This is a genomic window from Metabacillus rhizosphaerae (assembly GCF_037201795.1).
Taxonomy (GTDB): domain Bacteria; phylum Bacillota; class Bacilli; order Bacillales; family Bacillaceae; genus Metabacillus; species Metabacillus rhizosphaerae.
Genome location: NZ_CP147403.1, coordinates 675,001 through 700,544, shown reverse-complemented (window position 1 = coordinate 700,544; position 25,544 = coordinate 675,001). Strand labels below are relative to the sequence as shown.

Genomic DNA, 25,544 nt, shown 5'->3' with positions numbered 1-25,544 from the left:
TCTTAACTTACTTGTTCTTTTCTGTTATACATAACCATTCGAGGATATGGAATTTCAATACCATGTTCATCTAAACGCATTTTAATATCTTTTCGAAGCATTCTTGCAATATGGAAATGGCGCATTGGTTCAACTTCACAAACAACACGTAAAATAATCTCTGATGCACCCAAGGTTTGAATACCAAGTAGTTCAGGAGGAGTAACAATGTCCTCATATTTATCTGGAATTTCTGTTAAAAGATCTTGAATTACACGTTCGGCTTCTGGTATATCTGTCTCAAACGAGATGCTTACATCAACTACAGCCATACTATTATGAATAGAGAAGTTTGTTACTTCAACAATACTCCCATTTGGAATAATATGAAGTTCTCCTGTCCAATTCTTAATTTTTGTTGTTCTAAGTCCAATTTCTTCAACAGTCCCCTCAAAAGCAGCAACTCTAATATGGTCCCCAACAGAAAACTGATCTTCAAATATTATAAAAAATCCTGTAATAATATCCTTCACAAGACTTTGTGCGCCAAAACCTACAGCAAGTCCTACAATCCCAGCACCAGCAAGCAATGCACCCACATTAATGCTTACAGCCTCTAGGATCATAATGATGGCAATGAAATAAACAACATATGTTAGGATATTTTCTAATAACTTTGAAAGGGTATTTTCTCTTCTCTCTGAAATACGAATTGGTGATTTCCCGCGGAATAAAAAGATCTTACTAATCGCAAGTTTTCCAATTCGGATAAAAATGGTCGAGACAATAGTAATCAGAACGATCTTTAATAAACCTTCTCCAATATTAACCCATAGTTTACCATCTGTAATGTACTCCAAAACTTCATTCCACAAATTTTCAATAGTATTCAACCTTTTCACCTTTTTCTAAAAGTACTATTTACCTCTTTAAAATATATAATTTTTCATAGACTATTATACTCTATGTCTAAACCACTTAAGAAGTAGAGAATAGCCTAAATTCCCAATAAACTTTTTCCAAATGGAACTCATAGATACAGGATATTATATCAGTTAAATTCCATATAAGATTATTTTATACCAAAAAGAGGCCGACTCTGGCAAAGATTATCCCTTTGTTCAATCATTCAATAACCGGGATATCTTTATGAGTCAGCCTCAATTTATTTTCGCGAATTTTTATTCTGTTTTATAACGGTTCAGTATTGGAAAAAGCAAAATTGTTACAAGGAGATAAAGGTTAATTAATCCGTATAAAGGGTATAAAATAGCAACGAGGTTTGCAAAGCCAAAGCTTGTAAATGGAATCATCAACAAGACTAAGATTAGGGCCATCAACCAGTACGGTAGATTTGTAACCTCCTTAAACCGTGAAGCAATTCCTAATATCCCTGAAACCGCAGTGGTATAAATTGCAAACCAAAGCATGACAGACATAAAAAGAAAAATTGCAAACGGTGACCCTTTTAATACTGCAAATAATGGTATTTCATATTCAGCTAGATAATCAGCCATTTGAACTAATGTTTCATTGTAAATAAATGAAATCCCCCCCAAAACAACGCCACTACCTATGCTAGCTATTTTTGCTTCCTTCAGACTCTTAATTTCTTTTCCAATTGCAGATAAAACGGCAATTAGCGGTAATATATTTAACGAAGTAAAGGTAAAGGCTGAAGGCCAGTTATATTGCTTAGTTAAATCTAAAACCCATGAATGATGATTATAGTGGTTAAACGACAACAATGCATAAAACAACCCCAATACTAACAAAGGAATGATTACAACATTTAACCTAATAATGCCATTTATATTACCAACAAATAGAAGCACTAATAATACTGAAAAGAAGATGACTCCTCCCCAATATGGGACTAAAAAGGCTTCGAGTGTAGCACCACCGCCTGCAATCATCACGATTGTTGTACTAAAGAGGTAGACGACAATTAAAACATCATAAACGTAAGAGAGTTTTCTACCTACCAATTTCTCCAAAACTGGAAAAAAGTGATGTGTCTTCTCTTCATAACTAATTTTCATAATGACATAGACAGCTATGATAAAAATAAAAGCAAAAATACAGATAGCTAGTCCGCTTTCAAAGCCAAAAAATTGCCATATTTCTCTCCCTGATGCATACCCTGCCCCAATAATAGTTCCTAAAATCAAAAACATCCATTTTAAACCTGACTTCATTTTCCCATCACCTCATAAGGCTGTCCTAATTGCAACGAAGATGTATAGAAATGAACATTCTTCCGTATACTGTTACTACTATGATGCGGGAGTGAAATCTATGAATCTAAAAACAGGACTTTTTCAATCAGATAAAAAGCTTGAACGCGTTTATTATGAAGAACAGCAAGCAATTCAACTCTTATCAAGTCAGATTATCGATAACCTTCCAAAATTATTTATAAAGCCTATTGTTATTGTATGTATAGGAACAGATCGATCTACTGGAGACTCTTTAGGTCCTCTTGTAGGTTTTAACATACAAAGGGAATTATCACATTTCCACGTCTACGGTACATTGAAAGATCCTGTACATGCTGTTAATTTAGAAGAAACATTGGAGTTTATTAAAGAAAAACATAGAAATCCATTTATAATTGCCATTGACGCATGCTTAGGGCGTTTAAAAAGCGTTGGCTATATTCAAGTTGCTGAAGGGTCTATAAAGCCTGGTGCTGGGGTAAATAAGGAGTTACCAGCTGTTGGTAATATGCATATAACAGGCATTGTAAATGTTAGTGGGTTTATGGAATTCTTTGTTTTGCAAAATACTCGCTTACATCTAGTAATGAGCATGGCTGATATTATATCAAAGGGGTTAATTGAAGCGGAGAAGCAATACTTAGAAAAACGACTCTCTATACGTCGTGACTGGTTAGCTGATCGAGATTCTGCGATTAACTAATTCATTCAGAAACTTATTGTCATACTACCTAAATAAAAAACACTGCACTTCTCTCATGCAGTGTAAAAATAATTCTTTAATAATGATATTGTATTAAAACAATTATGGTAACAATTAAAATACTTGGGAGTAAATTCGCCACTCTGATTTGTTTAATTCCTAGCATATTAATACCAATTGCCAAAATTAACACACCACCTGTTGCAGTGAGTTCAGCAATTAACAAATTCAAAAGTGAGTCTGATAGAAATTGATGAATGACATTTGCTAATAGCGCTATGCCTCCTTGATATAAAAAGACAGGAAGAGCTGAAAATAATACACCTATTCCAAGCGTGCTCGCTAACACAATGCTTGTGAATCCATCAATCATCGACTTTGTTAAAAGAACAGAATGATCTTGTCTTAGGCCACTATCGAGTGATCCAACTATAGCCATTGCACCAACAACAAAAATTAATGTTGCCGTAACAAAGCCTTGAGCAATATTTCCACTTTGAGACTTACCTATTTTTTGTTCAAGAGTAGTTCCTATTCGATGTAAGTAGTCCTCTATCCTTAGCCACTCACCAACTAATGAACCTACTATCAAACTAACAATTACAATGAAAAAATTGTCACTTTTTAGTGCCATATCAATACCTAGGATTACAACCGAAAGGCCGATTGCAATCATAACTGTTTGTTTCATTTGATCAGGTATTTTTCTAAGTAATAAACCAATAAATGTCCCTACTATTATTCCTACTGCATTTACAATACTTCCAAATAACACCAAAATAGCTCCACCTTTCTTTAATATGTAAACATCAAATGTGTGTTGTTGGGGAAACCTGGAAATTTATAAGAAATTAACGTACAATATCCTATTTAAAGTTATAGCTAGTTTACAACTGCTTTTTCACTTTACAAGAATAGTAATTTTCTAAACAAAAAAAGACTGACTCATTTTAGAGCCAGTTAAGAAAAAGAACAGCCTCTTAGGATGACTGTTGTGCCTGCAGTAATTCTAAAATGCGGTCTAAATCATCCTGAGAGAAAAATTCAATTTCAATTTTTCCTTTTTTCTTTTGTTTCTTAATCGTAACAGATGTACCAAAATACTCTTGTAAATAGGATTCCCGTTCTTTTATAAAAACATCTTTTTCTGGTTTTTTCTTTTTGGTTTCACGTGAAACATTATTTAATTGTTGAACAATTAATTCTACCTGTCGAACATTCAAATGTTCACGAATAATTTTTTCTATAAGTGAGTTGAGCTTGTCTTTATTCTTAAGTCCAAGAAGCGTCCGTCCATGTCCCATTGAAAGCTTACCGTCTGATATGAGTTGTTGAATCGGCTTTGGTAAGCTAAGAAGTCTAACATGGTTTGCAATATGTGGTCGGCTTTTCCCTAGGCGTTTGGCTAATGCCTCTTGAGTAAAGTTTAGCTGCTCCATTAGCGTCTGGTATGCTTGTGCCTCTTCAATTGGTGTTAGATCCTCACGCTGCAAGTTCTCTAAAAGAGCTAACTCCATCATTTGTTGTTCTGATAAATCTCTTATTACCGCTGGAATAGCAGTTAGTTTGGCCTCTGTTGCAGCACGAAACCGTCGTTCACCAACTACAATTTCAAAGCCCTTTATACTTTTACGGACAACAATTGGTTGTAAAATACCGTGCTGTAAAATGGAGTCCTTTAATTCATTGATCGATTCCTGTTCAAAGGTTTTACGTGGCTGATATGGGTTAGGACGTATTTCTTTTAGCTTGATTTCTTGAATAGTTTCTTCTTGTCCTACCTTCATTTCTGGAAAAAAGGCATTTAGTCCCTTTCCTACATTAAGCCCTTTACCTAAACCTCTAGCCATTAACAACCACTTCCTTTGCCAAATCTAAATAAACTTCTGCTCCTCTAGACCTTGGATCGTAAATGATAATAGGTTGGCCATGACTTGGTGCTTCGCTTAAACGAATATTTCTTGGAATGATCGTTTTATACACCTTATCCTGAAAATATTTCTTTACTTCATCAATAACCTGAATACCTAAGTTTGTTCTGGCATCAAGCATTGTTAATAGAACTCCTTCGATCATTAACTCTGTATTTAGGTGCTTCTGTACAAGACGAACAGTGTTAAGTAACTGACTTAAACCTTCTAATGCGTAATATTCACATTGTACTGGAATTAAAACTGCATCTGAAGCAGTTAATGCATTTATGGTAAGTAAGCCTAATGAAGGCGGACAATCAATTACCATATAATCATATTGGTGTTTAACTGACTCGAGTGCTCTTTTTAATCTTACTTCTCGGGAAATAGTTGGCACAAGCTCTATTTCTGCTCCCGCTAACTGAATTGTAGCTGGAATAATATCTAAATTTTCTACTGCAGTTTGCTTAATAACTTCCTTTACATCTACATCATCTACTAAAATATCGTAAATGCAATGCTCGACATCGGCCTTTTCAATACCAATACCGCTAGTTGCATTACCTTGTGGGTCAACATCGACGAGAAGCACTCGTTTACCGATGTATGCTAAGCAAGCACCTAAATTTACAGAAGTCGTTGTTTTACCGACTCCACCTTTTTGGTTTGCGATGGCAATAACCTTTCCCACGATGTCACCTGCTTTCATCTCTAATAGAAAAGCGCAAGGCGCCCGCCTATCGGCGACAAGCATAAGGCGAATAGGAATAGAAGGCGTACTTTGCCTTCAATTCCTATTTGACTTATGACCTCGAGCCGATGGCGCCTGGAGCTAGACATCAAAACTAAGTAAAAAATTATATACTTTCTTAAACGTTAAGAAAAGCGCAAGCGCCGTTAGCAACGTATGAACTTGAGCACTCCCTTTGAGGGATAAAGGAAACACGAAGAGCGCTAGCGTTCGATGTTAACTTATCGTTAATGGAGTATGAAGTTCATACGTCGCTGGCAGTCAAAAACGCGACGTTCTTTCGCACTGACTGCGCTTGCACGTCCTATGCTTCAGATCTATACACAAAATGTTATACGTTCAAAAGCGCAAGGTCTTTATACAATCCTAGGAGAATAAGACGCACATGAATAGAAGGTATTCTTTACCTTCTACTCATGTGTGACCTAGCCCTAGAGGTTCATGTATCCGACCTTTCACAAAGCCAGATACCAAACTAAGTAAAAAGAACTTACTATCTTATTCCTTAATCTTTCTATATCATTTTTTTATTTTATCATGAATCGACTAGAAAGGTTTGTCTTTTTTCTGATTTCTTCTATATTAGTATTTTCTACATAGGAGAAAACTAAATTATGAAAGTGAAATAATAATAAGTTTATGGGAAAGATAATTAGCACTACTTGTCAAATTTATAGTATTATGCACACACGGGAAAAAGGCCTGACCTTAAGCCAGCCCCTTCGTATTAATATTCCTTGAATAAGGATAAAACCACTATCAAAACTTCTTATAAATAAATGCATAGGAAATAAAAGTATAAATCAAAACTAAATACTACTTTGGTATCTTTATCGTAAACTGAATGTATTCTTCAAATTCTTCTTCTTCTGTATTTAACTTAACGCCACTATCAGCAACCATTGTTAACGATTGGCGAATTGTATTCATTGCAATTCTTGTGTCTCTACTAAATGCTTTACGTTTTGGTTTCGGTTTAACATTATTTTTTTCAAGAAGCTTAACTACACGGTCCTCTGTTTGTTTAACATTTAGTTGCCTTTCGATTATCTCTGTTAACAATTTTGTTTGCAACTCAGGATCCTTTAATGGAATAAGAGCACGTGCATGGCGCTCAGTTATTACCTTTTGCAATAAAGCATCTTGTACATCTTGGGGAAGTTTTAGTAAGCGTAGCTTATTCGCTATTGTAGATTGACCTTTACCAAGTCGCTGAGCTAAAGCTTCTTGTGTGAGATTATGCAATTCAAGCAGTTTAGCATAGGCAACTGCTTCTTCTATTGAAGATAATTCTTCCCGTTGGAGATTCTCAATCAATGCAACACTTGCTGTTTCTGTATCATTAAATTCCTTTACGATCGCAGGAATATCATCCCAACCCAGGGTTTGTACAGCTCGAAAGCGTCTCTCACCAGCAATAATTTCAAATTTCCCATCTATTTCTCGAACGACTATTGGCTGAATAATTCCATGTGTACGAATAGTTAACGCTAATTCTTCAATCTTTTCATTAGAAAAAACGGTACGTGGCTGGAAGCGATTAGGAACAATATCCTGTATAAGGATTTTCTTAACCTCTTCCCTATGTTGTTCTTCTTCCTCTATTATTTCATCTTTTATTTCATCAACTACAACTTGTTCTGCTTCTTTTTCTCCCAAACCGAAAAAGCGAGAAAATGGATGCTTCATGAGCCTACACCACCTTTAAAAACTACCAATTTTAATATTCTCTTTTTCTTTCATTATTTCCTGCAAAATACTTAAAAGTTCCAGTAAATGTTTCATGTGAAACATTTACTCTATAGGAAGCTTATTTGGTGTTCCAGGTTTTCTAGGATATTTTTTAGGTGTCCCTTTTATTTTTTCAATAACTAAGATTGTTCGTTCACTATTTTCTAAAGGTAGTTCAAATGAGTGAATTTCTTGAACCTTACCACCTAAAACTTTGAGTGCTTTTTCGCCAGCCTCTAGTTCATCTTTTGCTGCTGCAGCTTTCATGGCAATAAAGAAACCGTCCTTTTTAACCAGGGGTATACACAATTCACTTAGTACAGAAAGCCTAGCAACAGCTCTAGCAGTTACTATATCAAATGACTCTCTATGCTCTTTATTTTGACCAAAAGTTTCAGCTCGGTCATGGAAAAGTTGAACGTTTTTTAAACCTAATTCTTTTGTTAAGTGAGATAAAAAATTAATTCTTTTTTGTAGTGAGTCTACAATTGAAACACGTAAATGTGGAAAGCAAATGTTAATTGGTATACTTGGAAAACCCGCACCCGCTCCGACATCACAAATAGAAAATGGTTTTGAAAAATCAAAGTAAAAAGCAGCCGATATCGAATCAAAGAAGTGTTTTAAGTACACTTCCTTTTTTTCTGTGATTGACGTTAAGTTCATTTTTTCGTTCCATTCTACTAGCAAATTGAAATATAAATCAAATTGATCCATTTGTTGCGGAGAAAGCACAATTCCTTTCTCCGCTAAACTTGACTGAAATAATTCTGTATCCATAAACAAAACCTTTCTATTTATTGATTAGAAACTCGCGCAATTCGGCCTTGCTCTAGGTATACCAATAGAATTGATACATCTGCCGGGTTAACTCCAGCTATACGAGACGCCTGTGCAACAGATAATGGTGTTACCTCTTTAAGTTTTTGACGTGCCTCAGTTGCTAAACCGTTAATTGCATCATAATCAATATTTTCAGGGATTTTTTTGTTCTCCATCTTTTTAAGCTTTTCAACTTGTTGTAAAGATTTTTCGATGTAGCCCTCATACTTTATTTGGATCTCAACCTGTTCAGCAACATCTGCATCAATTTCCCCTTCTGATGGAACAAGCTGGTTTATATGTTCATATGTCATCTCTGGTCGTTTTAGTAAATCAGAAGCTCTAATTCCATCCTTTAATTCACTTCCACCAACTGAAAGAATTAATTGTTGAGTCTCTTGATTTGGTTTAATAATAACTGAATTCAATCGAAGTTTTTCTTGCTCAATCGAATGTTTCTTATTTGTGAATTTTGCAAAGCGTTCTTCAGATATTAAACCAATTTTCTTACCAACGTCAGTTAGACGTAAATCAGCATTATCATGACGAAGCAATAAGCGATATTCTGCTCTTGATGTTAATAGGCGATAAGGCTCATTTGTCCCTTTAGTTACTAAATCATCAATTAGAACGCCAATATAAGCATCAGATCTACCTAATATTATTTCTTCTTTTCCTAATGCTTTTTGAGCAGCATTAATCCCTGCCATCAATCCTTGGCCTGCAGCTTCTTCATATCCTGATGTACCATTAATTTGTCCTGCGGTAAATAATGATGAAATATTTTTTGTTTCTAAAGTCGGCCAAAGCTGTGTTGGAACAATTGCATCATATTCAATTGCATAACCCGCTCTCATCATTTGCACTTTTTCAAGACCTGGTATTGTTTTTAATATTTGTTGTTGTACATCCTCGGGCAAGCTTGTTGAAAGACCTTGAACATACACCTCCTGAGTATTTCTTCCCTCAGGCTCTAAAAATATTTGGTGACGCGGTTTATCATTGAACCGAACAACTTTATCTTCGATAGATGGACAATAACGCGGACCGGTTCCTTTAATCATCCCTGAATACATAGGTGAACGATGCAAATTATTATCAATAATTTGATGTGTTTCTAAACTTGTATACGTTAACCAGCATGGAAGCTGATCTGTAATGTATTTTGTCGTTTCAAAAGAAAAGGCACGTGGAACTTCATCACCTGGTTGAATTTCTGTTTTACTGTAATCAATTGAATGACTATTAACACGCGGTGGTGTTCCTGTTTTAAATCTTACTAGATCAAAGCCTAGCTCATGTAAGTGTTCAGATAACTTGATGGAAGGCTGCTGATTATTTGGACCACTTGAATATTTAAGTTCTCCTAAAATGATTTCTCCTCTTAGGAAAGTACCTGTCGTTAAAACTACTGCTTTCGCAGAATACTCTGCACCCGTTTGTGTAACAATTCCCTTACATATTCCGTCCTCAACAATTAATCGATCAACCATTCCTTGAAGTAATGTTAGATTTTTTTCATTTTCTAACGTTTTTTTCATCTCGTGCTGATAAGCAAATTTATCAGCTTGTGCACGTAGGGCTCTAACTGCTGGGCCCTTCCCTGTGTTTAACATTCTCATTTGAATATGCGTTTTATCTATATTTTTACCCATTTCGCCGCCTAAGGCGTCTATTTCCCGAACGACAATCCCTTTTGCAGGGCCACCGACTGATGGGTTACATGGCATAAAAGCCACCATGTCTAAATTTATTGTGATTACAAGTGTTTTTGCCCCCATTCTTGCAGAAGCTAGCGCAGATTCACACCCAGCATGACCTGCACCAACGACAATCACATCATAATCCCCAGCATGATAAGACATTTAATAACCTCCTTTTTTAAATGAAAATTTATCTATTTAATACATAATGTCAATATTAGCTACAACGCTAAACGGGCGCTTCCGCTTTTATTTTGGCTAGCTACAGCTCCCAGCGACTAGTGAACTTCACACTTCTTCTTACGATAAGTCAACATCGAATCGCTTTCGCTCTTCGTGTTTCCTTTATCTCATTCGAAGTGCTCCAGTTCATACGTCGCTAAACGGGCGCTTCCGCTTTTATTATTTCCCTAGACAAAATTGCGAAAATAGCTGATCAATTAGGCTTTCGTGAACAGAATCCCCAATTATTTCACCAAGCTGCTCCCAGCATCGTGTTAAATCTATTTGAACAATATCAATAGGAATGCCTTCTTCAATTCCTGTTAATGCTTCGTTAATAGATGTTTGTGCAGCTGTTAATAATGCGATATGGCGTGAATTTGATACATATGTTAAATCATTGCTTTGTAGATTGCCTTGAAAAAATAATGCACCTATCGCTTCCTCTAATTCATCTATTCCCTTTTCCTCTAGTAATGAGGTTGTAACAACAGGTCTTCCAGAAGCTAGATCTATTACTTGCTCAAGATTAATTTTTTGTTCAAGATCAGTTTTATTAACAATAACGATAATATCCATTCCCTTTACTGCTTCAAATAGTTGAACATCTTCATGAGAAAGCTCCTCATGATAATTTAATACAAGAAGTATTAGATCTGCTTCCTTTAATACCTTTCTTGATCGTTCTACACCAATTCGTTCAACAATATCCTCAGTCTCGCGAATACCTGCTGTATCTACTAACCGAAGCGGAACTCCTCTAACGTTCACATATTCTTCTATTACATCTCTAGTTGTTCCAGGAATATCTGTTACAATGGCCTTATTTTCATGAACTAGGCTATTAAGTAAAGATGACTTTCCAACATTCGGTCTCCCGATAATTACCGTTGAAAGTCCTTCTCTTAAAATTTTCCCTTGCCCAGATGTCTGCAAAAGTTTATGAATTTCACTTTGGACATAAGTTGCTTTTTCAACAAGCATTTTATGTGTCATTTCCTCTACGTCATCATACTCAGGATAATCAATATTAACCTCAACATGTGCTAATGTTTCTAAAATCTCTTGTCTTAGCTTTTGAACAAGCTTTGAAAGCCTACCTTCCATTTGTCCTAAGGCAACATTCATAGCTCGATCTGTTTTTGCACGAATTAAATCCATTACTGCCTCTGCTTGAGATAAATCAATACGTCCATTTAAAAATGCCCGCTTTGTAAACTCTCCAGGTTCTGCTAGTCTTGCACCATTTTTAACAGCCAATTGCAAAACCCGGTTTACAGTCACTAACCCACCATGACAATTTATTTCAACAACATCTTCCCTAGTAAACGTTTTTGGCCCCTTCATTAAAGAAACCATAACTTCCTCAACAACATCACCTGTCGTTGGATCTATCATATGACCGTAATGGATCGTATGGGAGTCTACCTCTGTTAGCCTCTTATTTGAAGGAGCTTTGAATAGCTTGTCTGCAATGTCAATTGCTTCATCTCCACTTAATCTTACAATTGCTATTGCTCCTTCACCTAAGGGCGTAGATATCGCTGCGATTGTATCTAACTCCATTTTTACGATCACCTCTCTATTTCAATTATCTATATGAATACTTTCCTTTTTCTCATAAGCTTTGACCAAAATTTTAAGATAGCATATTTCACTTTCATAAGAAAGCAAAATCAACTTATTGTTATCCACAATTCATTCTAATCTAAACATTCCTTCCTTTATTTTAACTTATCCACATGTTAATAACAATATTTGCTCTTAATAGTTAATTTCACTTTGACGAGTTATTAACATAAAGTGAAATTTGCTTTTTAAACTTAAGATTGAACTTTCCAGATTCGATACAAATTTATCAATACAACATTTTTCGACATGATCCTGGATTTTATAGTCAAGCACTTAACTGAATTAAAAAGTTACAAAGATTTTTTTATATAAAAAAAGACCAACTCTATTTAGAGTCAGTCTTTGCTTTAAGAGAAATAACCAAATGACGATTTGGTTCTTCACCAACAGAATATGTTTTTAATTCTTTAAATTCAGATAATGCAGCATGAATAATTTTGCGTTCATAGGAAGGCATTGGTTCTAAAGAAACATTCTTTGATGAACGAATAACTTGCCGAGCTAATCGAGCTGCTAATTGGTTAAGGGTATCTTTTCTTCTTTCTCGGTAATTTTCAGCATCTATGACAATTTGTAAATAATAATTAGAATAACGATTTGCAACTAATTGTGTTAAATACTGAAGGGAATTTAATGTTTGTCCTCTTTTTCCGATTAAAACAGCCATTTTGTCACCTGATAATTGAAAAGTGACAATTTTACCTGCCCGTTTTATCTTAATTTGGGCATCAATTCCCATTTTCTTCGTTACATTTGAAAGAAATAGATGAGCTTCCTTTACAGGATCATCGATAAGCTTAACTATAACACTTGCAGACCTTTTTCCGAAAATGCCGAAAATACCCTTTTTTCCTTCATCTAGAACTGTAATTTCTACTTCTTCCCTTGTTGCTTCTAATTGCTTTAATGCTACTTCTACTGCTTCATTGACGGTAAGTCCATTAGCAGTTATCTCTTTCACTTCTTATTTCCTCCATCTTTTGCTGCCTTTAGCTCAGGCCCTTTTACAAAATAAGTTTGTACAATCATAAATAGGTTACCAACTACCCAATACAACGAAAGTGCTGCAGGGAAACTAATCGCAAAAACAATAATCATAATCGGCATAATATAAAGCATCATTGCCATTTGAGGATTTTGATTTGCTGTACCTGCCATCATCATCTTTTGTTGGATGAATGTTGTAGCACCTGCAACAAGTGGAAGGATAAAGAATGGATCTCGCTCACCTAAATCAAACCAAAGGAATGTATGTTCAGCTATTGCTTCTGTTCTCATAATTGCATGGTAAAAACCAATTAAGATAGGCATTTGGACAATTAATGGGAAACAACCTGCAAGTGGGTTAACACCATGCTTTTGAAATAAAGCCATTGTCTCCTGCTGTAGCTTTTGTTGTGTTTGTTGATCCTTTGAACTATATTTCTCTTTCAACTTTTGCATTTCTGGTTGGATTGCTTGCATTGCTTTAGAGCTCTTTGTTTGTTTAATCATTAACGGTAATATTGCTAAACGAATGATAATTGTTACTAAGACAATTGAGATTCCATAATTATCACCAGTTATTTCAGCAAAGTATGTAATTAATTGTGATAAAGGATATACGATATACTTATTCCAAAACCCTTCACTTTCAGATGTAATCGGAACATTTACCTCTGTACATCCAGTTAAAAGGGTTAAAACACTCACTAACCCCAATATTAAAAGTACGCGCCTTTTCAAACCTTTTTTCCTCCTAACCAATAGATAGATACAATTCATACGTTAAAGAAAAGAAAAAGTTTCACATAATTTATATCTTATCACTTTTACAATGATTTTTCTTTTATATAAAAAAGTTTTCATTAAGATCATTTCTACATAATTCTACATTTATTTAGTTCTGATAGCTTTTTGCTTTTCTGAATAAGTGGTTTAAACTACTTTTCACTTCATTGTATCCCATGTCTGAAGCTGGTTTTCTTGCAATAATAATATATTCTCTACCACTTGCAATACGATGCTTCTCTTCTAAAAAAAATTGTCGAATTAAGCGCTTAATTCGATTTCTCGTCACTGCATTTCCAATTTTTTTACTAACAGATAACCCAATTCGAAATTCCTGTTCTTCCGATCTTTCTAATATATATATAACAAATTGTCTGTTTGCTATCGATTTCCCCTGCTTAAACACTGTTTGAAAATCTTTATTCTTTTTAATTCTATATTTCCTTCTCATTCTGTTTCACTCCGGTATGTTCTGCTCCCACTTTCCTACTAGCAGAATTCTCACCATCATTATGTCTGAAATAAAAACGATTTAAACAAACTTTTAGATAATGTTCATCTTTTATGTAAAATCGTTTCTTCTCTTTTATTTCCACTAAAAGATGTGGTGGTTTCTTATTTGTTAAGAAAAGATCAAGCGCCTTGTTCAAAAATCAGGCAAATAAGACGCTCAAACTAAGCTTAAAAAAACTTAAATTTTCTTATCTGCAAAAAAAGACCACTGATTTTTCAGTGGCCTATGCTGATAATACTTTTCTTCCTCTGCGACGACGGCGAGCAAGAACTTTACGTCCATTAGCTGTGCTCATACGGCTACGGAAACCATGAACTTTACTACGTTTACGTTTATTTGGTTGATAAGTACGTTTCATATATGACACCTCCCTGAGGAATAACAGTTAAAGACAGTCTTACTAATTATAGTGAGTGAATGTATGAATTGTCAACTACTCATTCTTTTTTAACAAGGATCTGTTAAAGCTCACTGTCGATTTTTGACTTGTTATTGGAATGGAATACATGAAACTCCACAGGTTCAAAGCACCGTGAAGACTCCCACATCGCCCGCGGAAAGAGAGAATACCTGCAGTGGAAATCAACAACGAGTTTGTCAAACTTAAATAAAAAAATAAAACCCTTTGTACAGTTAAATGATCTGTGGATAACAATTCGACAAGTTTCTGCAGTATGTACATAAGTTATCGACAAGTTTTTCACAACTTAGCCTATTGTGGACAATTTCCTTCAACAATTGATTAGTTGTGTGGATAAGTTTGTAAAAACCGTTGCATCTCTAGCTTTATTCTGATATTATATTTGTGTTTTCACTCTTAATAACTAATAACCGAATTTGCGTTATCCACAATCTGTGGATAACATGTGAATAGTTTATAAACAGCCTGTGTAAATTGTTGTCCACAATACTTGGGTTTTGTCGAAAAGACGTTTTATTACTATATTATATATTTATGCACATTTTTTACGTTTGTATGTTTATACATGAATATTCGCACCTTGTACAAAGATTATACAAACAGCAATGGTGCTTAGGTAAAGGAGGGACAAACCATTACATGGAGAACATTTCCGAACTTTGGAGTAAAGCTCTTGGAGAGATAGAAAAGAAAATAAGTAAGCCCAGCTATGAAACATGGCTTAAGTCAACGAAGGCACATACTATTAAAGGTGACACCCTAACCATAACTGCTCCAAATGAGTTTGCAAGAGATTGGTTGGAATCCAGGTACCTACATTTAATTGCTGATACCATCTACCAGCTAACAGGTGAAGAGTTCCTTATAAAATTTATTATTCCCCAAAATCAAAGGGATGATGAATTTGTGCAAAATTCTCCAATTAAACAAATAAATAATAATAACGATGAACAAAATGAAATACCACAAAGTATGCTTAATCCTAAGTATACGTTTGATACATTCGTTATTGGATCAGGTAACAGATTTGCTCATGCTGCATCATTAGCAGTAGCTGAAGCACCTGCAAAAGCATATAATCCTTTATTTATTTATGGAGGAGTTGGACTAGGTAAAACTCACTTAATGCATGCCATTGGACACTATGTAATGAATCATAATCCTTCTGCAAAAATTGTTTACCTCTCCTCTGAAAAGTTTACAAATGAATTCATAAACTCAATCCGTGATAATAAAGCGGTTGACTTTAGGAATAAATATAGAAGTGTTGATGTTCTACTAATTGATGATATTCAATTTCTTGCTGGAAAAGAATCAACACAAGAAGAATTTTTCCATACATTTAATACTTTACATGAGGAAAGCAAACAAATTATCATTTCCAGTGATCGTCCACCTAAGGAAATACCTACTCTCGAGGACAGACTTCGTTCACGCTTTGAGTGGGGCTTAATTACTGACATTACCCCTCCAGATTTAGAAACAAGAATTGCTATTTTAAGAAAAAAAGCAAAAGCTGAAGGTCTAGATATACCAAATGAAGTCATGCTTTATATTGCAAATCAAATTGATTCAAACATTCGAGAATTAGAAGGAGCTCTTATTAGAGTTGTCGCTTATTCTTCTTTGATAAATAAAGATATCAATGCAGATTTAGCTGCTGAAGCATTAAAAGATATTATTCCAAATTCTAAACCAAAAATGATTGCAATTAGTGATATTCAACGGATAGTTGGTCAGGAATTCCAGGTGAAATTAGAGGATTTCAAAGCTAAAAAGCGGACAAAATCAGTAGCTTTCCCTCGACAGATTGCTATGTATTTATCTAGGGAATTAACAGATTCATCTCTTCCTAAAATCGGAGAAGAATTTGGTGGACGTGATCATACAACAGTGATCCATGCTCATGAAAAAATTTCTAAAATGCTTCAGAGTGATGAACAGCTGCAAAGACAATTAAAAGAAATTACAGGATTAATTAGAGGCTCTTAAAAAAAATTATTGAACCTGAATAGTGTGAATAACTAATGCAGATATATACACAGTCTGTCCACATGTGGATAGGCTGTGTTTCCTTTCGTTTATACCAGTTATCCACATTTCCACAGGCCCTACTAGTACTTCTACTATATTTTTAAAAAATAAATATATAACCTAATTTCTAAAAAAGGAGGAATTCTTTCATGAAATTCATTATTCAACGTGATAAATTAGTCCAAAGTGTTCAAGACGTAATGAAGGCAGTATCATCAAGGACAACAATTCCTATTTTGACTGGTATAAAAATTGTTGCTAATTCAGAGGGAGTTACTTTAACAGGTAGTGACTCAGATATCTCAATAGAATCTTTTATTCCTGTTGAGGAAGATGGAAATGAAATTGTAGAAATCCAACAAAGTGGTAGTGTTGTTTTACAAGCTAGATTCTTTAGTGAAATTGTTAAGAAGTTACCAATGGATATTGTCGAAATTGAAGTAGGTAACCAACACTCAACAATTATTCGATCAGGAAAAGCAGAATTTAGCTTAAACGGATTAGATGCTGAAGAATATCCTCATTTACCACAAATTGAAGAAGAAAAAATGTTCAAGATTCCTACTGATTTGTTAAAGGCAATGATCCGCCAAACAGTATTTGCTGTATCAACATCAGAAACTAGACCGATTTTAACAGGTGTTAATTGGAAATTGGAAAACAGTGAGCTAATATGTATCGCAACAGATAGTCATCGTTTAGCTTTAAGAAAAGCTGCAATTAATACAGAAAGTCAGAATTTATATAATGTTGTTATTCCAGGGAAAAGCTTAAGCGAACTTAGTAAGATCTTAGATGACACAAGTGATTTAATCGAAATTGTTATTACAGAAAATCAAGTGTTATTCAAAGCGAAAAATCTATTATTTTTCTCACGTTTGTTAGACGGAAATTATCCAGATACATCACGCTTAATTCCTTCAGAAAGCAAAACAAATATGACAATTAATTCGAAGGAATTTTTACAAGCAATTGATCGTGCATCATTACTAGCAAAAGAAGCTAGAAATAATGTTGTTAAGCTTTCTACAATTACAGATGGAATGGTTGAAATTTCATCTAACTCACCAGAAATCGGTAAAGTTAGTGAGGAAATTCAATCATCAGAAATTCAAGGTGAGGAATTAAAGATATCCTTTAGCGCTAAATATGTTATGGACGCATTAAAGGCCCTTGAAGGAACTGAAATTATTATCAATTTTACAGGTGCAATGAGACCTTTTGTTATACGAACAACACAGGATGATTCTATGTTGCAACTCATTTTACCTGTAAGAACGTATTAAACTAATTAATTAATATGGATTTAAGAGGACTGACTTATGTCAGCCTCTTTTCTGTTTTAGAAGGCCTGAAAGTTGTATGGGTATTTAGAACTAAACTTATTAAAAATGTATAATATTTTGTGCGTGTGGAATGGACATGGAGATCAAAGTCCTGGGATAGTTGTATTTTTAGTTAGGTTTTTAGTAAAATATAAAGTTAGAGACTACTGAAGAAAGGTGGTTCACTATGGCAAAACCAGTTAAGATTGAATCAGAGTTTATTACACTAGGACAATTTTTAAAACTAGCAGAAGTGATACAATCAGGCGGAATGGCAAAATGGTTTTTAGGGGAGTATGAAATCTTTGTAAATAATGAACCGGAAAACCGTCGAGGGAAAAAACTAAGAAATGGTGATATGGTTTATATTCCTGATTTTGGCACATATATCGTGAAAAATTAAAGTTGGTGTACAAAATTTGTATATAAAAGAGCTTAATTTAAAAAATTACCGTAATTATGAAGACTTGACGATCCAGTTTGAAAATAAAGTCAATGTTATCCTTGGTGAAAATGCACAAGGGAAAACAAATGTAATGGAATCAATCTTTGTACTTGCCATGGCGAAATCACATCGAACGTCAAATGATAAAGAATTAATTCGTTGGGACGAAGAATATGCTAAAATAGAGGGTAGTGTTGAAAAGTATAATCGATCCACTGCTCTCCAATTAGTTATTTCAAAAAAGGGTAAAAAGGCTAAATTGAATCATCTTGAACAAGGAAAGTTGAGTCAATATATTGGGGCAATGAATGTCATTATGTTTGCACCTGAGGATTTAAATTTAGTAAAAGGTAGCCCTGGGGTAAGAAGAAGATTTATAGATATGGAAATTGGTCAAGTGTCTCCCATTTATCTTCATGATTTAAGCCGTTATCAAAAGATTATGCAGCAACGCAATCATTATCTAAAGTTGTTGCAGATGCGGAAGCAAACAGATCAAACGATGCTGGATGTATTAACAGCTCAACTTAGTGAAGTCGCAGCGAAGATTATTTATAAACGATTACAGTTTATTTCTGAACTACAAAAATGGGCACAACCTATTCATTCGGGAATTAGTAGAGGATTAGAAACGTTAGTTATTAAATATAAACCGTCTATTGACGTATCAGAAGACAATGATTTGACGAAAATGATAGAAGCATATGAACAAAAATTTGCTAAAATAAGAGAGAAGGAAATCGAACGAGGTGCTACGTTAGCTGGACCTCACAGAGATGACCTAGTTTTTTATGTTAATGATTATGATGTCCAAACATATGGTTCACAAGGTCAACAAAGAACCACTGCTCTATCGTTGAAGTTAGCTGAAATAGATTTGATCCACAGTGAGATTGGAGAATATCCAATCCTTTTACTTGATGACGTATTATCTGAGTTAGATGACTTTAGGCAATCTCACTTATTGAATACGATCCAAGGGAAGGTACAAACCTTTGTCACGACTACTAGTGTCGAAGGGATTGACCATCAAACGTTAAAAGAGGCAGCTACGTTCCATGTCAAAACAGGAAAGCTTTCAGACGATAAATGAGGTGATTAACTTGTATATTCATCTAGGTGACAATTTTGTTGTCCCTTCCAAAGAGGTTGTCATGATATTAGATCGCCAATCTTCACAAGCTTCAACAATTGTTTCTGAGTTTTTTAATAAACAGGAGAGTAAAATTGTTCAACTTACAAATGGTGAAGCGAAATCAGTGATTGTAACGATGGATAAGATCTATTTTTCCCCGTTGTCGTCAAACACGTTAAAAAAACGAGCACAAGTTGCTTTTGATATAGATAATTAACTAAAAGTTTTCATGGTAAAAGACTGCTTTAGGAAAAGTGTAGGTGAATCAGTGTGACGATGGAAGAAAATAAAGTTCAACAGCAAACATACGATGAAAATCAGATTCAAGTATTAGAGGGTTTAGAAGCGGTACGAAAACGCCCTGGTATGTATATCGGATCTACTAGTTCAAAAGGACTCCATCATCTTGTATGGGAAATTGTTGATAATAGTATAGATGAAGCGTTAGCAGGGTTTTGTAATGAAATTAATGTAATCATTGAAGAAGATAATAGTATAACTGTTAAGGATAATGGACGTGGAATTCCAGTAGGTATTCATGAGAAAATGGGGCGTCCAGCTGTTGAAGTCATTATGACGGTTTTACATGCCGGAGGAAAATTCGGTGGTGGAGGCTACAAGGTGTCTGGTGGGCTTCATGGCGTTGGTGCATCCGTAGTTAATGCTCTTTCAACTGAATTAAATGTTACCGTACATCGTGAAGGAAAGGTCCATTTTCAAAAATTTGAAAAGGGTGTTCCTGCAGCGGATTTAAAAGTAATTGGTGAATCTGATGTTACCGGTACAATTACTCATTTTAAACCAGATCCAGAAATTTTTACTGAAACAACAGAATATGAGTATGAAATTCTTGCAAATCGTATAAGAGAGTTAGCATTCCTAAATCGTGGATTAAAAATAACAATTGAAGACAAACGTGAAAGTAAACGTCAAAATGAATATTACTATGAAGGTGGAATTAAATCCTACGTCGAGCATTTAAACCGTACCCGTGAAGTAATCCATGATGAGCCTGTGTATATTGAAGGTGAAAAGGACGGGATTACAACTGAGGTTGCTATTCAATATAATGATAGCTATACAAGTAATATATATTCTTTTGCTAATAATATTCACACCTATGAGGGCGGAACACATGAAGCAGGATTTAAAACTGCTTTAACTCGTGTTATTAATGATTATGCTAGAAAGAATAAGATCTTCAAGGAAAATGATGATAATCTTTCTGGTGAAGATGTTCGTGAAGGAATTACAGCAATTATCTCTATAAAACACCCTGATCCTCAATTTGAAGGGCAAACAAAAACAAAGCTAGGAAATTCAGAAGTTAGAACCGTTACAGATTCTGTATTTTCAGAGGCATTTGATAAGTTTTTACTAGAAAACCCTTCTACAGCTAGAAAAATTGTTGAAAAAGGTTTAATGGCAGCTAGAGCCCGTCTTGCCGCTAAAAAGGCACGTGAATTAACACGAAGAAAAAGTGCACTGGAAATTTCAAATCTACCAGGGAAGCTAGCAGATTGTTCTTCAAAGGATCCGACAATTAGTGAAATATACGTCGTTGAGGGAGATTCAGCCGGAGGTTCTGCAAAACAAGGTAGAGATAGACATTTCCAAGCGATCCTCCCATTAAGGGGGAAAATTATTAATGTCGAAAAGGCTCGACTCGATAAAATTCTCTCCAACAATGAAATTAGAGCGATTATTACTGCACTAGGTACTGGAATTGGTGAGGATTTTGATATAACGAAAGCACGCTATCATAAAGTTGTCATCATGACTGATGCCGATGTAGATGGTGCGCATATTCGTACACTATTACTTACCTTCTTTTATCGTTATATGCGCCAAATTATTGAACAAGGTTTTATCTATATTGCTCAACCGCCACTATACAAGATTCAGCAAGGTAAGCGAATTGAGTATGCATATAATGATCGTCAGCTTGATGAGTATCTTGCAGATATGCCACAGCAGCCTAAACCTGGTATTCAGCGCTATAAAGGTTTAGGAGAGATGAATCCTGGACAGTTATGGGAAACAACAATGGATCCAGGAACACGTACATTACTCCAAGTCACTTTAGAAGATGCTATTGATGCTGATGAAACATTTGATACATTAATGGGTGATAAGGTAGAACCTCGCAGAAACTTTATTGAAGAAAATGCACAATATGTTAAAAATCTAGATATTTAATTTAAGAAGCACCTCATTATACGGTGAGGTGTTTTTTGATAATCACATTACCATCCCCACTATGTGATCATTTACGATCAAATAATAATTGGAGTTCTAAATATTTTAAGTAAATCCTACTAACTATTATTATTCTAGGAAATTGATGTGTAATCTCTCTCTAACATTGATATAATGGAGAGTAGACTATTAGATGGATTTATCTTAATTGGGTAGTAATTATTAATACGTTTTATACATTTATTTGGCTCTCCCAATTTAAAATGCGAATAGAACTAAGGGAGGTTATCTTAGTATGTCGGAAAATCAAAACTCACACGTCATAGATAGAAATATTAGTACCGAAATGCGTGAGTCCTTTTTAGGCTATGCGATGAGTGTTATTGTTTCACGTGCTTTACCAGATGTTCGGGATGGGTTAAAGCCTGTTCATCGTCGTATTCTCTATGCAATGAATGATTTAGGTATGACGTCAGATAAACCATTTAAAAAATCAGCACGTATCGTTGGTGAAGTAATTGGTAAGTATCATCCACATGGTGATTCAGCTGTTTATGAGACAATGGTACGTATGGCTCAAGATTTCAATTTCCGTTACATGTTAGTTGATGGACATGGTAACTTTGGTTCTGTTGATGGAGACTCAGCAGCAGCAATGCGATACACTGAGGCCCGTATGTCTAAAATTTCAATGGAATTAATTCGTGATATAAACAAAGACACGATTGATTACCAGGATAACTATGATGGCTCAGAAAGAGAACCGATTGTACTTCCAGCTCGATTTCCGAACTTACTTGTTAACGGTGCGACTGGAATCGCTGTAGGTATGGCAACAAATATTCCACCACACCAATTGGGTGAAGTTATTGATGGTGTTCTTGCACTTAGTAAGGAACCAGATATATCAATCCCTGAATTAATGGAGATTATTCCTGGCCCTGATTTTCCAACAGGTGGACAAATTATTGGAAGAAGCGGGATACGAAAAGCGTATGAAACTGGTCGTGGATCAATCACGATTAGAGCTAAGGTTGAGATCGAAGAAAAACCATCAGGCAAACAAGTAATCATTGTTAAGGAATTACCATATCAAGTTAACAAGGCAAAACTTGTTGAAAAAATAGCAGAGCTTGTTCGAGATAAAAAAATTGATGGTATAACAGATTTGCGTGATGAATCAGACCGTAATGGTATGCGAGTTGTTATCGAGGTAAGGAAGGATGCAAATGCAAACGTCCTTTTAAACAACCTTTTCAAGCAGACAGCTTTACAGACTAGTTTTGGTATTAATATGTTATCGCTAGTTGATGGCCATCCAAAGGTTCTTAATGTTAAGCAAATGCTTTATTATTACTTAGAACATCAAAAAGTTGTAATTAAGCGTAGAACAGCTTTTGAATTAAGAAAAGCTGAAGCTCGTGCTCATATTCTTGAAGGATTACGAATTGCACTGGATCATTTAGATGCAGTTATTGCACTCATCCGTAGTTCACAAACAACGGAAATCGCTCGAAATGGATTAATGGAGCAATTTTCACTAAGTGAGAAGCAAGCACAAGCAATTTTAGATATGAGGCTTCAAAGATTAACAGGCTTAGAGAGAGAAAAAATTGAAGAAGAATATCAGTCACTAGTAAAGTTAATTGAAGAATTAAAAGCAATTCTGGCTGATGAAGAAAAAGTACTTATGATTATCAGAGAAGAGCTTACTGAAATTAAGGAACGATTCAATGATGAGCGTCGTACTGAAATATTAGCAGGTGGAATTGAAAATATAGAGGATGAAGATTTAATACCTGTTGAGAATATCGTCATTACGTTAACACATAATGGATATATTAAACGTCTTCCAGTATCAACATACCGTAGTCAAAAACGCGGTGGAAGAGGTATTCAAGGAATGGGAACGAATGAAGACGACTTCGTTGCACAGCTCCTTACGACTTCAACCCACGATACTATTCTTTTCTTTACAAATAAAGGAAAGGTTTATCGAGCAAAGGGCTATGAAATTCCTGAATATAGCAGGACAGCTAAAGGTCTCCCAATTATTAACCTTTTAAGTGTTGAAAAAGGTGAATGGGTAAATGCAATAATACCTGTATCTGAGTTTGTAGATGATTGGTTCTTATTCTTTACAACAAAAGAGGGAGTCTCTAAACGTTCACCATTATCTCAATTTGCCAATATAAGAAATAATGGTTTAATTGCAGTAAGTTTACGTGAAGCGGATGAACTAATATCGGTTAAACTAACTGATGGTTCTAAGAATATTATCATTGGAACCAAAAAAGGCATGCTTATCCGATTCCATGAAACAGATGTTCGTTCTATGGGACGTACAGCCACTGGTGTTAAAGGGATATCTCTCGATGAGGATGATGAAGTAGTAGGTATGGAAATCCTTGAGGAAGGTGTTGACGTATTAATTGTTACAAGCAATGGATATGGAAAACGTACGCCTTCTGAAGAATATAGAGTTCAAAGCCGTGGTGGTAAAGGATTAAAGACATGTAATATTACAGAGAAAAACGGTCCTGTTGTTTCTGTTAAAGCTGCTACAGGTGAAAAAGATTTAATGCTTATTACAGCAAGTGGTGTTTTAATCCGTATGGATGTAGCTACTATTTCCACAATGGGAAGAAATACACAAGGTGTTAAGTTAATTAAATTGGATGAAAATGTAGTTGTATCTACAGTCGCTCTTGTTGAGAAAGAAGATCAAGAGACAGAGGAAGTAGAAGAAGGAGAATTAACAGAAACACTTGAAACACCAGAAACACCAGAAACACCAGAAGAAGAATAAGATACAAAAGACTAACTCATTAATAAAATGGGTTAGTCTTTTTTTGAAAGAAAAAAGCAATTCGTGTAACAATTTAACTATAAAATAACCATATATTAGAAAATGATAGTAAAAAAATCACTATAATCTTACAATTTTTATAAACATTTGCTCCTATTTAAATATATAATAAACAGAGGGGGGATACGTGTGAAGATTTATATCGATCAATTAGAAGAGGGTTGTATTCTTTCAAAACATATAGTATCGGCTTCTAATAAGTTATTGGCTTGCAAAAATACAGTTGTTTCAAGACATATTAAAGAAGCTTTACAGGCCTTTTTAATTAATGAGGTAGAAGTAGAAAGTGTTCTTGAGGATGGTAAAGTTTTTCAACCATCTTATATACTAGATGAAAAACAAAAGGTAAAAGAAGAAAAGGTAGAAATAGAACATAAAAAATCATTCAACCAACTTTATAACGACACTGTCCTATCCTACAAACGACTCTATATGGGATGGCAAGCTGGTGCCTTAATAGATATAACAAAAGTGAGACAAGTTATACTTCCATTAGTAAGTAAGTTGGAAGGTCATGAGGAGGAAATACTTAAACTATATCTTAATAGCAAACAAGAGGAATACATTTATCATCATTCTGTTTCAGTCGCCTTGCTAAGTGCTTTTTTAGCTAAGAAGTTAGAGTATAAACAGGGGGATATAAACCAAATTGCATTAACTGGTCTATTATGTGATTGTGGAATGGCAAAAATAAGCCCCAATATCATGACAAAAAAGGTGACATTAACTGAGCGTGAATATAAAGATATTAAACAACACCCAATTCATAGCTATAACCTATTGAAAAATATTATGACAATAAAAGAAGGGGTTAAGATGGGGGTTTTACAGCATCATGAAAGAATTGATAGTAGTGGATATCCACTAGGTGTTAAAGGAGAACAATTACATCCGTATAGCAATATTGTTGCTCTTGCTGATACATATCAAGCAATGGTAACTGTTAGACCTTATCGTAGTAAACAATCTCCATTTAAAGTATTAGAACAAATCATTCAAGATGACTTTGGGAAATTCGATTTAAAAGTGGTAAATGAGTTAAAAAAGGCACTTATCAAATTTTCAGCAGGTACATTGGTGAAAATTTCGAATGGTTTAGAAGCGGAGATAGTATTTGTCGATGAACAATATCCAACTAGACCAATAATAAGGTCTGC

22 protein-coding genes (1 of these 22 running past the window's edge) are annotated in these 25,544 nt (G+C 34.8%); 9 read left to right on the top strand and 13 right to left on the bottom strand.

Annotation, left to right across the window (positions count from 1 at the left end; all coding sequences use genetic code 11):
• Positions 1 to 2: 2 nt before the first annotated feature.
• Positions 3 to 872, bottom strand: coding sequence for a mechanosensitive ion channel family protein (locus tag WCV66_RS03570; protein WP_066338742.1), 870 nt, complete (start codon positions 870 to 872; stop codon positions 3 to 5).
• A 288-nt stretch (positions 873 to 1,160) separates the two neighbouring features.
• Positions 1,161 to 2,177 (bottom strand): hypothetical protein, encoded by a 1,017-nt coding sequence (locus WCV66_RS03565; RefSeq protein ID WP_338787903.1) that lies wholly within the window; start codon positions 2,175 to 2,177, stop codon positions 1,161 to 1,163.
• A gap of 100 nt (positions 2,178 to 2,277) precedes the next feature.
• Between WCV66_RS03565 and yyaC the strand changes: the two genes are divergently transcribed.
• A complete protein-coding gene (gene yyaC / locus WCV66_RS03560) occupies positions 2,278 to 2,901 on the top strand; it encodes a spore protease YyaC (protein ID WP_066338750.1) in 624 nt (207 codons plus the stop codon).
• A gap of 76 nt (positions 2,902 to 2,977) precedes the next feature.
• On the opposite strand, the gene WCV66_RS03555 is transcribed toward yyaC, so the two are convergent.
• The 11 genes from WCV66_RS03555 to rpmH form a co-directional block, all read right to left on the bottom strand.
• Positions 2,978 to 3,676, bottom strand: coding sequence for a DUF554 domain-containing protein (locus tag WCV66_RS03555; RefSeq protein ID WP_338789392.1), 699 nt, complete (start codon positions 3,674 to 3,676; stop codon positions 2,978 to 2,980).
• Positions 3,677 to 3,881: 205 nt separating this feature from the next.
• The gene (locus WCV66_RS03550) at positions 3,882 to 4,751 is read right to left on the bottom strand and encodes a ParB/RepB/Spo0J family partition protein (RefSeq protein ID WP_066338754.1); all 870 of its coding nucleotides are present in this window, start codon (positions 4,749 to 4,751) and stop codon (positions 3,882 to 3,884) included.
• Positions 4,744 to 5,505: a ParA family protein gene (locus WCV66_RS03545; RefSeq protein WP_066338862.1), complete on the bottom strand. Its 762-nt coding sequence runs from the start codon at positions 5,503 to 5,505 to the stop codon at positions 4,744 to 4,746. Before WCV66_RS03545 ends, WCV66_RS03550 begins: the two co-directional genes overlap by 8 nt.
• An 876-nt stretch (positions 5,506 to 6,381) precedes the next feature.
• Positions 6,382 to 7,254 carry a nucleoid occlusion protein gene (gene noc / locus WCV66_RS03540; RefSeq protein ID WP_066338759.1) on the bottom strand — a complete coding sequence of 291 codons (873 nt, stop codon included), beginning with the start codon at positions 7,252 to 7,254 and terminating at the stop codon, positions 6,382 to 6,384.
• 105 nt (positions 7,255 to 7,359) lie between these two features.
• Entirely contained in the window at positions 7,360 to 8,076 is a 717-nt protein-coding gene (gene rsmG / locus WCV66_RS03535; protein WP_338787902.1) for a 16S rRNA (guanine(527)-N(7))-methyltransferase RsmG, read from the bottom strand.
• A gap of 17 nt (positions 8,077 to 8,093) precedes the next feature.
• Positions 8,094 to 9,983, bottom strand: coding sequence for a tRNA uridine-5-carboxymethylaminomethyl(34) synthesis enzyme MnmG (gene mnmG, locus WCV66_RS03530; protein ID WP_338787901.1), 1,890 nt, complete (start codon positions 9,981 to 9,983; stop codon positions 8,094 to 8,096).
• Between the two features lie 240 nt (positions 9,984 to 10,223).
• The gene (gene mnmE, locus WCV66_RS03525) at positions 10,224 to 11,609 is read right to left on the bottom strand and encodes a tRNA uridine-5-carboxymethylaminomethyl(34) synthesis GTPase MnmE (protein ID WP_066338775.1); all 1,386 of its coding nucleotides are present in this window, start codon (positions 11,607 to 11,609) and stop codon (positions 10,224 to 10,226) included.
• Positions 11,610 to 12,000: 391 nt separating this feature from the next.
• Positions 12,001 to 12,636: an RNA-binding cell elongation regulator Jag/EloR gene (gene jag, locus WCV66_RS03520; protein ID WP_338787900.1), complete on the bottom strand. Its 636-nt coding sequence runs from the start codon at positions 12,634 to 12,636 to the stop codon at positions 12,001 to 12,003.
• Complete coding sequence (gene spoIIIJ / locus WCV66_RS03515; protein ID WP_157094499.1) at positions 12,633 to 13,439, bottom strand: YidC family membrane integrase SpoIIIJ; 807 nt, start codon at positions 13,437 to 13,439, stop codon at positions 12,633 to 12,635. The genes jag and spoIIIJ overlap by 4 nt, the downstream gene beginning before the upstream one ends.
• 115 nt (positions 13,440 to 13,554) lie before the next feature.
• Positions 13,555 to 13,896 (bottom strand): ribonuclease P protein component, encoded by a 342-nt coding sequence (gene rnpA, locus WCV66_RS03510; RefSeq protein ID WP_066338780.1) that lies wholly within the window; start codon positions 13,894 to 13,896, stop codon positions 13,555 to 13,557.
• A gap of 286 nt (positions 13,897 to 14,182) precedes the next feature.
• The gene (rpmH, locus tag WCV66_RS03505; RefSeq protein ID WP_026561635.1) at positions 14,183 to 14,317 is read right to left on the bottom strand and encodes a 50S ribosomal protein L34; all 135 of its coding nucleotides are present in this window, start codon (positions 14,315 to 14,317) and stop codon (positions 14,183 to 14,185) included.
• A gap of 702 nt (positions 14,318 to 15,019) precedes the next feature.
• Between rpmH and dnaA the strand changes: the two genes are divergently transcribed.
• From dnaA to WCV66_RS03465, 8 genes are all read left to right on the top strand, one after another.
• Positions 15,020 to 16,372, top strand: a complete 1,353-nt coding sequence (gene dnaA, locus WCV66_RS03500) for a chromosomal replication initiator protein DnaA (protein WP_066338788.1) — start codon at positions 15,020 to 15,022, stop codon at positions 16,370 to 16,372.
• Between the two features lie 191 nt (positions 16,373 to 16,563).
• Positions 16,564 to 17,700 carry a DNA polymerase III subunit beta gene (gene dnaN, locus WCV66_RS03495; RefSeq protein WP_338787899.1) on the top strand — a complete coding sequence of 379 codons (1,137 nt, stop codon included), beginning with the start codon at positions 16,564 to 16,566 and terminating at the stop codon, positions 17,698 to 17,700.
• A 226-nt stretch (positions 17,701 to 17,926) separates the two neighbouring features.
• Complete coding sequence (gene yaaA / locus WCV66_RS03490) at positions 17,927 to 18,142, top strand: S4 domain-containing protein YaaA (RefSeq protein ID WP_066338792.1); 216 nt, start codon at positions 17,927 to 17,929, stop codon at positions 18,140 to 18,142.
• 16 nt (positions 18,143 to 18,158) lie between these two features.
• Positions 18,159 to 19,277 carry a DNA replication/repair protein RecF gene (gene recF, locus WCV66_RS03485; protein WP_066338795.1) on the top strand — a complete coding sequence of 373 codons (1,119 nt, stop codon included), beginning with the start codon at positions 18,159 to 18,161 and terminating at the stop codon, positions 19,275 to 19,277.
• Entirely contained in the window at positions 19,243 to 19,536 is a 294-nt protein-coding gene (gene remB, locus WCV66_RS03480) for an extracellular matrix regulator RemB (RefSeq protein WP_413789627.1), read from the top strand. Before recF ends, remB begins: the two co-directional genes overlap by 35 nt.
• Positions 19,537 to 19,595: 59 nt before the next feature.
• Entirely contained in the window at positions 19,596 to 21,518 is a 1,923-nt protein-coding gene (gene gyrB, locus WCV66_RS03475) for a DNA topoisomerase (ATP-hydrolyzing) subunit B (protein ID WP_066338868.1), read from the top strand.
• A 295-nt stretch (positions 21,519 to 21,813) separates the two neighbouring features.
• Positions 21,814 to 24,327 (top strand): DNA gyrase subunit A, encoded by a 2,514-nt coding sequence (gene gyrA, locus WCV66_RS03470; protein WP_338787898.1) that lies wholly within the window; start codon positions 21,814 to 21,816, stop codon positions 24,325 to 24,327.
• 189 nt (positions 24,328 to 24,516) lie between these two features.
• Positions 24,517 to 25,544: the 5' portion of an HD-GYP domain-containing protein gene (locus WCV66_RS03465; protein WP_338787897.1), read on the top strand. Its footprint extends 64 nt past the window's final position; 1,028 of the gene's 1,092 nt are visible here — the first part of the coding sequence; the start codon lies at positions 24,517 to 24,519; its stop codon lies off the right edge, out of view.